At 60.1% G+C, this 12,576-nt stretch carries 9 protein-coding genes; 8 read left to right on the forward strand and 1 reads right to left on the reverse strand.

The window, feature by feature from the left end:
- Positions 1 to 182 precede the first annotated feature (182 nt).
- The 8 genes from ACZ9DP_RS09270 (at position 183) to ACZ9DP_RS09305 (ending at position 9,731) form a co-directional block, all read left to right on the forward strand.
- Positions 183 to 1,232, forward strand: a complete 1,050-nt coding sequence (locus tag ACZ9DP_RS09270; RefSeq protein WP_476201347.1) for a L,D-transpeptidase family protein — start codon at positions 183 to 185, stop codon at positions 1,230 to 1,232.
- 278 nt (positions 1,233 to 1,510) lie between these two features.
- A complete protein-coding gene (locus tag ACZ9DP_RS09275) occupies positions 1,511 to 1,942 on the forward strand; it encodes a ParB N-terminal domain-containing protein (protein WP_194731962.1) in 432 nt (143 codons plus the stop codon).
- On the forward strand, positions 1,939 to 3,312 hold the full coding sequence (locus tag ACZ9DP_RS09280; protein ID WP_476201348.1) for a Y4yA family PLP-dependent enzyme: 1,374 nt from the start codon (positions 1,939 to 1,941) through the stop codon (positions 3,310 to 3,312). Before ACZ9DP_RS09275 ends, ACZ9DP_RS09280 begins: the two co-directional genes overlap by 4 nt.
- Complete coding sequence (locus ACZ9DP_RS09285) at positions 3,313 to 4,323, forward strand: cysteine synthase family protein (RefSeq protein WP_476201349.1); 1,011 nt, start codon at positions 3,313 to 3,315, stop codon at positions 4,321 to 4,323.
- Positions 4,320 to 5,459 carry an NAD/NADP octopine/nopaline dehydrogenase family protein gene (locus tag ACZ9DP_RS09290; protein ID WP_476201350.1) on the forward strand — a complete coding sequence of 380 codons (1,140 nt, stop codon included), beginning with the start codon at positions 4,320 to 4,322 and terminating at the stop codon, positions 5,457 to 5,459. Before ACZ9DP_RS09285 ends, ACZ9DP_RS09290 begins: the two co-directional genes overlap by 4 nt.
- Entirely contained in the window at positions 5,459 to 7,345 is a 1,887-nt protein-coding gene (locus ACZ9DP_RS09295; protein WP_476201352.1) for an IucA/IucC family protein, read from the forward strand. Before ACZ9DP_RS09290 ends, ACZ9DP_RS09295 begins: the two co-directional genes overlap by 1 nt.
- Positions 7,342 to 8,571: an MFS transporter gene (locus ACZ9DP_RS09300; protein WP_476201354.1), complete on the forward strand. Its 1,230-nt coding sequence runs from the start codon at positions 7,342 to 7,344 to the stop codon at positions 8,569 to 8,571. Before ACZ9DP_RS09295 ends, ACZ9DP_RS09300 begins: the two co-directional genes overlap by 4 nt.
- Entirely contained in the window at positions 8,568 to 9,731 is a 1,164-nt protein-coding gene (locus tag ACZ9DP_RS09305) for an ABC transporter substrate-binding protein (protein WP_476201355.1), read from the forward strand. The genes ACZ9DP_RS09300 and ACZ9DP_RS09305 overlap by 4 nt, the downstream gene beginning before the upstream one ends.
- 259 nt (positions 9,732 to 9,990) lie before the next feature.
- Here the strand turns inward: ACZ9DP_RS09305 and ACZ9DP_RS09310 are convergent, their stop codons facing one another.
- Complete coding sequence (locus ACZ9DP_RS09310; protein ID WP_476201356.1) at positions 9,991 to 12,132, reverse strand: TonB-dependent receptor; 2,142 nt, start codon at positions 12,130 to 12,132, stop codon at positions 9,991 to 9,993.
- Positions 12,133 to 12,576 lie beyond the last annotated feature (444 nt).

The following is a 12,576-nucleotide window of genomic DNA, read 5'->3' on the forward strand; positions in this document are numbered from 1 at the left end:
CCTTACTGCGGAGATCAGGCCCGCCCTCTCGAACTGCAGGAAGGCCGACATCCATATCCTTTGTCCACCTTCCCCGTCGAATTCCGAAACGGACTGGGATAAGAAGTGACTGCCGCTGTCTTTGTCTTCCCGGCAAAGAGCCACCTCGAGGCACCGCGCGATGCCGCCCCGGAAGACAAGACATGAATGATACCAAACTCTGTCGCAGTCCTCTTGACCGCCTGTCACGCCTGCGAGGCGTCGTGCCGGCTGCCGTGATGATCCTGATCGCGACTGCGACCAGCGGCTGCGTGCAGACGGCGCTGGACGATCTCGGCGACGCTGCTCCTCAGATCTCAACCAAGACAATGGCGGAGATGCGTAAGAAGAAAATGTCGCCTCAAAGCCCGGTGCTCGTTCGAACCTTCAAGGAGGAGAGCGAGCTCGAGGTGTGGAAGCAGGACGCCACGGGGCGTTATCGCCTGCTGAAATCCTTCCCGATATGTCGGTGGTCGGGCAAGCTCGGACCCAAGAAGACCGACGGCGACCGCCAAGCTCCCGAAGGCTTTTATTCGGTCAGCAAGAGCATGCTGAACCCTAGGTCCCAGTACTACCTTTCCTTCAACCTGGGTTATCCCAACAGGCTCGAATCCGCCCTTGGATATAGCGGCACGGCGCTCATGGTGCATGGTGCGTGCTCCTCCGCCGGCTGCTACGCGATGACTGACCAGGGCGTCGGCGAGATCTATGCAATCGTCAATGCCTCGCTGGGCGGCGGCCAAACATCATTCCAGGTTCAGGCGCTCCCCTTCCGTATGACGGCGAAAAACATGGCCAAACACAGAAGCGACCCCAATTTCGCCTTCTGGAAGACATTGAAGTCGGGATATGACGCCTTCGAGGCGACGAGGACAGAACCCAGGATTTCCGCATGTGGGGGAAAATACGTCGTTAACGCCGAATTTCAGGGAGGCGACCCAGACGATCCGTTGGCCGCGTGCCCTGCGCGCATCGACACCCCCGATCCTGCAGTCGCCGCCAGGATAAAGACGGAAGATGCCGAGCTTGCCGCGCTGCTCGAAAAGGACGGCCCTTCTCATCTGAGAGCCTATGTCGACGGCGGCATGCACCCAAGCTTTCGGGCGCTTCTCAAGCAGAACGGCCCTAAGAAGCTGGCAGAGAAGATTTCCAACATCGACTATCCCGTAAGCCAGCCAGATGCAGCGCTGGCTGACCCTTACGAAAAGGAATGATTTCAGCCGCAGTCTCGCTTGTCATGCCCGCGAAGTATTGCCCAACGGCGAACGGCCTCTTTCGTCGCTACGTCCGAGGCTTGTCTCGTTTTGGACGAGATGGATCCACGGCCTTTAGGAAAGCGGTAACGCTATCAGGCGTTCTCTAACTCTTGTAGCAATCGGTCATTGAAGGCGCTGTTGACGCCGCAATCACTGCTGGTTATAGCGGCCATATCTTGAGTCATAAACTCAAGATATAAAATGCGATGCAAAAAGCGAGCATGAGGCCGGACCGCATGGAATATTGCCTTCTCTCCCCAGCACGATTGATCCCAACAGAAGAGGTGAATTTCGACAGAGTCGATGCATTACAAGCCAAAATCCTGAAAGCAGGTGCATGGACCGCGCCAATAACGGCAGAAAAAGATGCCCTGTTCGTCATGGACGGCCATCACCGACTGACGGTTGCACATCGCCTAAAGCTCGCCAAGATACCCGTGGTCCTTCTCGACTACAATTCAGTGCGGGTGGAAAGTTGGCGCCCGGGTGAGGAGATCACCCCTGCGGAAATCTTCGAAATGGCGCGCAGCGGCCGCAAGTTTCCCTACAAAACAACACGGCACATCTTTGCCCAGGGCGTGCCGACATGCGATGTCCCTCTTGAGCTTTTGTGCAAGCCCGCTTCGTCAGAAATGGCGCCTCTACGCGCTTCCGGGGCGCTGTCATGACGTTGCATTGCCACAAGATCGACTCTGACCTGCCGCCGATTTTACGATCGGCGACTGCGGACCTTCTCACCCGGCACGATCCTCTTCTTCTCGACTGGGTTGCCCGTTTCGGCTCACCGCTCAATTTGGTCTGGCCGGACGCGTTGCAGGACAACTTTGCGGCGTTAAGAACCGTGCTGACGGAGGGCGGCGTCGAGCATGCGATCTATTATGGAGTGAAAGTCAACAAATCGCCCGGCCTCATGCAGGCGGCGCTCAGCTCAGGCGCTGGACTCGACGTCTCCAGTCTTTATGAACTTCGCGACGCAAGGCGGCTTGGGGCCAATGGCACCAGGCTCGTGGCGACCGGGCCGGCGAAAACGGGCGCATTCCATCAAGAGCTCATTGATTGCAACGCGCTGATATCGGTGGACTCGCCCGAGGAGCTGGAAGAACTGGTCGTTCGCTTGCCGGCACATGCCAGTCCGCACCCGATCCTCCTGCGGCTTCGGCCGAGGGATCAGAGCAAGAGCCGTTTCGGCATGCCGGCGGAGACCGTCATTCCTTGCCTTGCCCGTATTGCACGGGAAAGCAGATTGCGCTTCGACGGGCTACATTTCCATCTCAGCGGATATGGCTGGGAGACCCGCTTGGCAGCACTGAACGAGGCCGCTGAACTCATTGCCCAAGCGCGGGCCATGAGACTTTCTCCGCGCATGATCGACATCGGTGGGGGCTTGCCAGTTCAATACGTCGATCAGTTGAAATATCAGGCGCATATCGCAGCCCAGACGCCTGAGGACTATCGTACCGGAAAAATACCGGGCTCGTTCTATCCCTACGGCAGCGCTCTCGCAGCGCCGGATTGGCTGCGCCGCCTCTTGCAGGCTGAGATGAGCGAAGGCCGCAGCGTCGCGACCTATTTTAGGCAGGAGCAGCTCGTTCTGGCAATGGAGCCGGGTCGCGCCTTGGCGGACCAGGCGGCCATTACGGTCGTTCGGGTAACGCGCGTGAAATCCCTCGATGCGGGCACGTACGTCATCTTCGTTGAAGGCAGCAGCTTCAGCGCCTGCGAAACCTGGTTTGCCTCCGAGTTTCTGGTCGATCCGATTCTCGTGCCAGCCGCCAGACGACTCTCCGTGTCTTCCCCAATCCGGGCCTATCTCGCCGGACATAGTTGTCTCGACGAGGACGTTCTCAGCAACAGGTGGCTGACCTTCCCCGTCACCCCGCAAGCCGGAGACCTCCTGGTCTTCGCCAATACTGGCGGTTACCAGATGGATCTTCTCGAAAACGAATTCCACCGCCACCCGATGCCCGCCCGCCTATGCGTCGTCGGGGACGCTAAAGGGCATCCCATCCTCATTCCCGACGCAGACGAAGAGGTTTAAATGCTGCACACGACCGTAACGCAATTGATCGGCCAAACTCCGGTAATGTCGATTGACGTGCCGAGCCGCGAAGCCGTCTTGGTATTGAAGATTGAGAAGAACAATCCCGGCGGCTCGATGAAGGACCGCATGGCACGCAGCATGGTTGTCGCCGCTCTCGAAGATGGGCGCCTCGGGCCGGGAGGCACCATCGTCGAATCATCCTCCGGCAATACTGGCACCGGCCTTGCGCTCGCTGCACTGGAGTTCGGGCTGCGCTTTATCGCAGTGGTGGACCATCATGCGGCACCCGACAAGGTCCGCATGATGCGGGCGCTCGGCGCCGAGATCCGCTACGTCGAAGGCGATTTTCGCGAGGACGAAGTTGCCGTCGTCGAGCGACAAAGGCTGGCCGCACAGCTAGGAGCCCAGCTTCCAGGCGCGTTGTTCATGAACCAATCCGATAATCCGGCAAATCCGGAAGGCTATGCCGGTCTCGTCGACGAGTTGCTGACCCAACTCCCGGACGGCATTGATGCCTTTGTCGGTTGCGTCGGGACAGGCGGCTCTATGACTGGGATCTCCCAGCGCCTCAAGCGCCACAACCCGGCCGTGCGCACGATCGCGGTCGAGCCGGCAGGATCGATTGTCTTCGGCAAGCCTGGGCATCCCTACTATCAATCCGGAACGGGAACGCCGGCAGGTGACGAGGTCGGTAAAGTGCTGGACTATGGCTGCATTGACGAGGGCGTCCAGGTGACGGACACCCAAGCCTTCGAGACGGCGCGCTACATCGCACGCAGCAAAGGACTGCTGGTGGGCGGTTCAACGGGCGGCGCCATCTACAAGGCGCTGGAGCTTATCGCCGCCGGCAAGCTGACAGGCACGGTCGTGACGACGGTCGCGGATGGCGGAGAGAAATATCTGGGTTCGATTTTCGACGACGAATGGATGGCAAAGCGCCGCCTTCTCGACCCGGCAATCGCCATCCAGCTGGATGGCTGGCTCTCCGGACGGGCGCGCGCAGCATGAAGGTGACCATTTGTGGCGCTGGCCGCACGGGCCACTTGAACGCGGTTCTTTTCAAGCAGGTTCCAGGCATTGAGGTTTCTGTCCTGACCACCTCCAACACCGTCGCCGGGCGATGGGCAAGTGGCGACGATCTGTGGCAAGCACAGACCCGGGACGATCACATCTTGAGCGCCAGGCCCGACCATGTCGGAACTGATCCTGCCAAGGCGCTTGAGAATGCCGATATGGTCGTCATCACGCAGCCAGCCCAGGCGAGACCGGCACTCTTGCATCGAATCGCGCCGCATTTGGCTCGGGAGAAGAGCGTGTATGTCGGAGCAATTCCCGGCTTTTGTGGCTTCGATTGGCTCGCGGCAAAAGCGCTTTCAGGATGCGAGAATGTAGTGATCTGGGGCATGAAGGACGTGCCCCACATCGCCTTCGACCTGGCCGCGGGGCAGAAGGTGCGAATGGGTGGGGCCAAAGCAGAACTTTTTGTCGCCCTTCATCGTCGCGAAAGCGCTGCCAACGGCGCCGGACTCACGGCAATGTTGAATCGCCTCTACGTGGCGCCCATCACCCTTTTGCGAGACTACCTTGAGATCACTTTGACGCCGGGCAACGCACTGATGCATCCCGCCATCCTTTACACTCTCATCGGCCCTGGCGCACCCTTCGAGAACAGGCCATTCAACGAACCCCTGTGCTGGTGGAGCGATTGCCCTCAAGCAGGCGCCGAGCTCCTGGAAGCTTGCGACGCGGAGAATCAGGCGATCCGGCGAGCGAGTGAGGCGCGTCTCAGCATTGATTTGAGTTCCGTAAAGCCGCTTCAGCAGGAACTCGTGGAGGCCTATGGGAACCAGATCGCGGACGACCGGACTCTGTACACGCTTCTGCGCACAAATCGCGCCTATGCGGGCATCCGTGCGCCCCTCGTTGCCAACCCATACGGTCCGGGACTCATCGTCGATCGCGAAAGCCGCGCCTTCCATGAGGATATCGCCTTCGGACAGGCCCTGCTCGTCACAATGGCTGAACGGCTCAATGTGGCGGTTCCCGCCATTGCCAAAACCTATCAATGGGCGCGCGACTATCATGGCGGATTGGCCGACGGAGCGCTCGACTATGTACCATCTGACTGGCCGGAGGCAGCTTAATGGACGAGAAAATTTCTTCTGCAACAGATCAAATTGCGACAGGTGAGACAGAGCTTCTGGAGAAGGCGGCGTGCAACGCGATCAGCCGCCTGGTCCGCTGCCTGTTCGCGGAACGTCTGTTGGATCCGGATGCATTGTTGTGGGCTCATGACGGCAGGCAGGCTTGGTTTCCCCTTTGGGTTTCGCGGCGTGTGCTGCACTTTACCGACCTGTACCTTGCGCCGGCCGGAACATTGCAAAATCGCGGGCAAATCGAAGTGCTGGACGGAACAGGCATCCGATACAGGATCGATGGTCCCGCCGCCCTGATGCGGGAGGTTGCGCCGTCTCTCGCGCTTACGCTTGCGCCCGACGGACTAGAGCACCTGCTCCGCGACGTGGACGATAGCATGCGCAACGACGTTCTCGCACGGCGCCATCGGGAACGCTGGAGCGCCGAACTACGCCAGAAAATCGCTGAGGCCGGTGCATCAGGCTTCCTTGCCTATCTCGAAGGAAACCTGCCCCCGCACTTGGCTGCCATGACCCTCGACCAATGGGGTGCGCTTGAGGGCCACCCCTTCTATCCGACATGGAAGGCAAAGCCCGGCCTGCCGCCCGAAGACGTTATTGCACTATCACCGGAGTTCGGCGCCCGTGTGCGGCTTCGCATCGCCGCGTTGCGCAACGACTGGACCTATGTGGAGAAGATGCCGCATGTGGAAAGCTATTCGGGATGGTTTTCGAAGAACTTCCCCGACCTCTGGCAGGACTGGAGCGATCGCCTGAGAGAGCGCGGGAAACTACCCGAAGACTGGCTTCCTTTCCCTGTCCACACATGGCACCTGAAGAATTTTGTGCATCGCGAATTCGCGCCCGAGATCTCGGCGGGTGTTTTCGACCCGGAAGGCCCGGAGATCGTCACGCTGCCGTCCATGTCGTTCCGCACGATGCTGCCGGAGACAGAGGCACCGAGACCTTTCATCAAGCTGCCGGTAGCAATCTGGATGACGAGCGAGCAGCGCACGCTGCAGGCCAAATCGATCCATATGGGGCCTCGCCTCAGCGCGCTGATTTCCGACATTCTGTCGAAGGAGGAAAATCTCAAAAATGAGCTGGAGATTTTCACCGAAGAGCTGGGCGCCATTCTGCATAATCCGGACACGGGCGACGAGCATCCCGGCCGTTTCCTGTCGGTGGTCTATCGCAGCACCGGTGCCTTGGCACGCGGCGACGGCATGTTGCCCGTAACCGTCGCGGCGCTGCTGACGGCAAGCCCGCTGGACGGCAAACCTCTCATCTGCGAGCTCATCGCCAGAAATGGCAACGAGAGCGAGGCGGCGGTTGCCGCATTCTTCCGCGCCTATGCGCGCACCGTCGTCCGCCCGGCGCTCGCCATGTATCTTCTCTACGGAATTGCTTTCGAGGCGCATCAGCAAAACAGTACGATTCTCTTCGACGATCACGGCCAGCCGCGGAAACTGCTGATCCGCGACTTCGGCGACGGCCGCAGTTTCGCGCCGCTCTTCAAGGAGCGCGGTTACGCGCTGAAGCCGTTCAGCCGCAAGGGGATTCTGCCGACGACATTTGACGACGACATCAGTCTCGTCCGCTCCTTCGTCATCGATGCCTGCTTTGTCTGCCACCTTCATGAGATCGCCCTTTGCCTGACCGAGCACTATAAGCTTTCCGGCGACCTTCTATGGTGCATCCTGCGGGAGGAGACAGAAGAGGCGTTCAAGACGCTGCGGCCCCGGATGCTGTCTGATGCGTTTTGGCTTGCGGAGCGCGAAGCTTTTCTTGAACAGTCTTGGCCGACCCGTTCGGTCCTGCGGATGCATCTGGAACGCTATCGCGATTATCGGCTCGAACACCAATTGCCCAACCCCCTGGCGGGGGAGCAATGACCAGTGCAGTCGCCGTCCTGCGCGGCTTCGGACCTGTCTTCGCGCTGCTGTTCGGCCTGCAATTCATTTCCATGGGCGCAATGGAAATGAGCGGCCCCTTCTGGCCGATCCAGATCAAGGCTTTGAGCACTTCCGGAAGCATCTTCGGTCTCGCCGGAATCGGCGTCTATGTATGTCCGATGCTCGGCGTATCGCTGACGAGCGCCTTTTGGGGGCGCATGGGCGACCGCTACGGCAATCGGCTGATGATGGTCCGCGCCTTGGCGGGCCTGGCGGTCACGCAACTACTTGTCGCCTTTGCGAACGACGTGTGGACCATTCTGGCTCTGCGCTTCCTGCAGGGGGCGTGCGCCGGCTATATCGCCCCGTCCCAGGCCTATAGCGTGCAGGTCACAGGCGGGCGCGATCGCGCGCGTCTCTTCGCCTGGCTCCAGGTGGCAACCAATGTCGGCTCTCTTGGTGGCGCCTTCCTGGGTGGCCTTATCCTTGATGCCTTGCCATTCGCGGCCGTCAATCTCACCGCCGGCGTGATCTGTGCGCTCTGCGCCATTGTTGCCTGGGGTTGCTTGCCGGTACCGCCAGGAGGGGCGGGCTTCAAGGGTCCGGCAAAGCGGAGCACGGCGGGTCTTGCGCCATCGGCCGGCTTATCCGTGCCCGGACTCCTGGCACTGATGGGGATACTGCTGACAAGCAGGATGGTCCTGCAGGTCCCGTTTTCGCTCTTCATGTCGGAGGTCTACAGCGCTCATCATTGGATCACCGGCTTAAGCTACGGGCTCATGGCGCTCGGTTTCGTGGTCACCGCGCCCCTATGGGCACGGCTCTTCGAGGATCGCGCGCCGTCCTTTGTACTCGGATGGAGCGTGTTGATCGCAGCCGGCTGCCTCGCGGTCACCGGTTTTGCCGGCTCGACCCGTGCCATCGGCCTTTTCGCTGCGCTCTATTTCGCTTGGGGCGCGCTCCTTGGAGGAACGACGCCGGTGCTGCTGTCCCTCGTTTCGGCAGCCACGCAAAGCGACCGGCAGGGGTCGGTCCTGGGGCTCGCGCAGAGCTGCCAGCAGATTGCTTCGGTCGTCGGGATCATCGCCGGCGTTGTTGCCACGCAACGGTACGGTCTCGAAATCGCATTCCCGCTCGTTGCGAGCCTTTATGGCCTATCTTTTTTAGTGGCGCTTGGCCTATGGCTCAAATCGCGCCCGTCATCCGACAAAGGAGAATTATCGTGAGGAGAGACCGTTCGGCCTTGCGTGCCGTGATCGCGGCTTTTGTGTTGATTGCACTGGGCCCGGCGATCATATTCGCCGGCGAACAGGCAACGCAAGCACCGATCACTGTCACCGACATCGCCGGCCGTGAGGTGACGGTGAACGCGCCGGTCAAGCGGATTCTCCTTGGAGAGGGGCGGCAGCTCTATCTCATCGCCTCGCTCGACAAGGAAGACCCGTTGGCCCGCGTCGTCGGATGGCGCAACGATCTGGTCGAGGCCGATCCCGCCACCTACGCCCAGTATCTCGACGCCTTTCCCCAACTGGCGAAGCTTCCGGCTTTCGCAGGAAAGGAGAATGGGCTGATCGACATCGAATCGACCATCGTCCAGAAGCCCGATGTGGTCCTGCTCAATCTCGAAGCGATGAGGGCCAATCAGGACGTCAACTATATCGAGAGGCTGGCGGAGCTGAAGATTCCGGTCCTCTATATCGACTTCCGTCATGCCCCCCTGAAGAACACCGAACCGACCATTCGCCTCCTTGGCAAGATCATGGCGCGCGATACGCGTGCGGAAGAGATTATCGCTTTCCGGCATCAGGCCATGTCCCGCGTGACTGATGTGCTCGCCCGTGCCAAGCCGCAACCCCCGAGCGTGTTCGTCGAACGGATCGGCGGGTATGCCGATGATTGCTGCCTGTCATTTGGTGCGGAAAACTTCGGCAAATATGTCGAACTTGCCGGCGGCCACAATATCGGCAGCGACTTGCTTCCCTCCACCTTCGGACAGATCAACCCCGAGCAGGTGATCGCCGCCGATCCTGAGCAGGTGGTGGTTACCAGCGCCGACTGGGAAGCCTATGTCCCAGGTGGCAAGTGGATCCCGCTTGGCCCGGGCGCCGATCCCGAGGTGACCCGCAAGAAGCTCGAGTGGTTCACCACCCGTAGCGCCTATACCGGCATCGCCGCGCAGAGGACGCGGAATTTCCACGGTATCTGGCACCAGTTCTACAACAGCCCCTACGAGTTCTTTGCGGTCCAGCAACTGGCGAAATGGTTCCATCCGGACCTGTTCGCCGATCTTGATCCGGATGTGACATTTGCGGAATACCACCGCCGCTTCCTGCCTATCCCCTATCGGCCTGGCTATGCCGTCAGCCTTTCTGACAGGGCGAATTAGACAGGAACCAGCCGCGCAATTGGCTTTCCGCAGGCGAGGCTCTTGATACTAGGAGAGCCTCTCCTTGTCTCTTCTTTGTCCGCAACGCAAGCTGAAGCGAAGATTGCTTCCCCGTAGCCGCAATTGGCTGATCGGCAAAATCGCTTTTACGTGTTCCGGTCAGTCGAGCTCCAAACGGCCGAAGCGCCGGCATTTGGCCGGCGCCTCGGTGCGTATCACTAAGGTGGTTCGCCCGTCGGCGGCGGCACTCACCGCGCCGTTAAAAATCAGTCGTCATCGAGACCTTCACCGTCAGCGGTGCTCCCTGCGAGATCGTGCCGAAGCTCGCGACGCCGGACCAATAATCGAGGTCGAAGACATTCTCGACTTCGGCGCGGAAGGTAACAGGCTTTTCGTTGATTTCGGTGTGATATCTGGCGCCGAGGTCAAGGCGCGTCCATGAGGGGATTTTCTGTGTATTCGCCGTGTTGACGAACTGCTCGTCCGTGTGGATGACATTGCCGGCAAGCGTCAGGCCCGGCAGGAAGGGCGTATCCCATTCCGCTCCCACATTGACCTGCACCGACGGCACGCCAATCGGGGTATTGCCTTGGGTTGTTGCGCTGTTCGTTTTCGTCAACTCGCCATGGATGAAGGTCACGCCGCCAAGCACCCGGATCTCAGGCGTTACTTCGCCGAAGATGCTGAGCTCCACGCCGCGGTTGCGCTGCTCGCCGCCCTCGACGAAGACGAGGTCACTGCCGCGCGTCTCAAGCTGACCGAAGGGCTTTTCGATCTGGAACGCGCTGACGGTTACCGCCACCCGTCCGAGGTCGATTTTCGTGCCGATTTCGTATTGTTTGGACCGATAGGGAGCGAGCGTCTCGCCGGCATTGACGGCTGTCGTGGGAGCGGTGTCGCCGACGCTCAGGCCTTCGACATAGTTGGCGTAGAGGGCGACGCTCTCCCACGGCTTGACGACAATACCAGCGAGTGGGGTCACTGCGGCCTCATCGGAAGAGCTGGTGACGTCGCCCGTCACTGGGCTGAAGTTTTCGGTATCGATATGCTGCCAGCGCCCACCCAGCGTCAACTGCACACGCTCGTCCAGCATTGACATCGTGTCGGAGAGAGCAAAACCGTAGAACGTGTTCTCGGACACCTTCGGCACGTGGCTCGGTTGCGGCACGTCCTGTTCGGGGCGGAAAAGCGGATCAAAGAGGTTGGTAAGTTGCGCGGTACCCGAGTTCGAGCCTCGGTTGAGGGTCTGCTGGAGACCGCTGACCTGGAACGTGACGGTATGCTCCACGGCCTCCGTCTCGAACGCAGCCCTTACGCCTGTCTCGGCCGTGAGCCGGTCGACATCGAAAATGAAATTCTGCGGCGTAATGCTGACGTCGCCGGCGGAGTTAAGAATGGTTGGCGTGCCGAAAAGACGTTCGACGCGCGAATTGCCGCCGCCAACGGCACCGAAGACTGTCACGGTGTCACTGAGATCATATTCGAGGCGCCCCAGCCAGGACAGATCCTTGCTCTTCGACCACTCCCAAGGTTCCTGAACATTTGACCCGCCATCTGGCGCCTCTGGAATTTCTATGCCGGCCATCGGAAAGAACGGACGCTGCGGAGCGTCGAAGTCTTCGCGCTGGCCAATGAAGTCGAGCGTCGCCCTTAGATCTTCGCCCTCGTAGTCGAGAGCGAGAGCGCCCACCGCAATGTCGCGCGACTGATTGTCGATCGGCGTGTCGCCACCGTGAAAACTGCCGTTGAAGCGCACACCAAACTGGCGTTCCTCGCCGAAGCGGCGGCTCAGATCCAGATGGCTGCCGCCGTAAAGATCCGAAGCATAATCGGTTGTCACCCGCGTCAAGTCGACGTCTGAAGCGCGCTTCGGCACAATGTTGATGGTGCCGCCGACGCTGCTGTTCGGCGATATGCCGTAAAGAAGCGCCGTCGGCCCCTTAAGAACCTCCACGCGCTCTGCATAGTCCGTGAACAGGCGGTAGGTCGGAGCGACACCGAATACGCCGTCGAAGGCGACTTCGCCGAAGTTCCCCTCGTTGAGCGGGAATCCCCTGACATAGAAGGAATCGAGCATACCGCCGGACGCATGGGTGCTTCTCACCGATGGATCATTGGCCACAACATCGGCTACCGTTTGAGCGCCTTGATTTTCGATCGTCTCCGCGGTGTAGCTGGTAATGTTGAACGGCGTATCGATGAAGTCCCGGTTGCCGAGCAATCCAATGCGACCGCCGCGCGCCACCTGTCCGCCCGGATATTCGTCCGGAGCCGTGCCTATCGTCGATGTCGAAGACCCCGCCTTGATCTCGATGCGCTCCAACACCGTAGCATCTTGCGCCAGTGCGGCGCGGCTTACCGTCGCCAGCAAAACAGTCAGCAGTCCAACACGCAGTTCCATACACAGCCCCTCTCATGCGCGCACCAATCAAACACTTCGCCTGCCTCGACAGGTGCAAGATGCCGTTGGTTTGAGGGGTGTTAGATAACATGACTATGATTGTCAACATATTCGAAGGATCGGGCAATTTCGCTCCAAAGATTGGCGCTGCACAACCGCTTTTCACTGCCGCTAGTCTTTGACTTCGGTCCGCGTCAGATCTTCACGATCTACTGAGTCTTTCAGCTCGGGACCTTTTGGCGCCACCATGATCCGGCAAAGAGCCTCGTTCTGACGGCCGTTGCAGTAACATGCTTGACTATCGCCTTCTGGAAGCAGGTCTGGATCGGGGCAACCGCCAGTATGTGACGACCCTGCTGCCTTCCCATTTATCTGGTGCACCGCATCGTGCCGGACCTAAAGGGCTCCGCTGGCAGCGCGCTACCCCTTCCGGCCCTTCATTTG

The sequence above is a fragment of the Rhizobium sp. USDA 4016 genome (assembly GCF_056279705.1).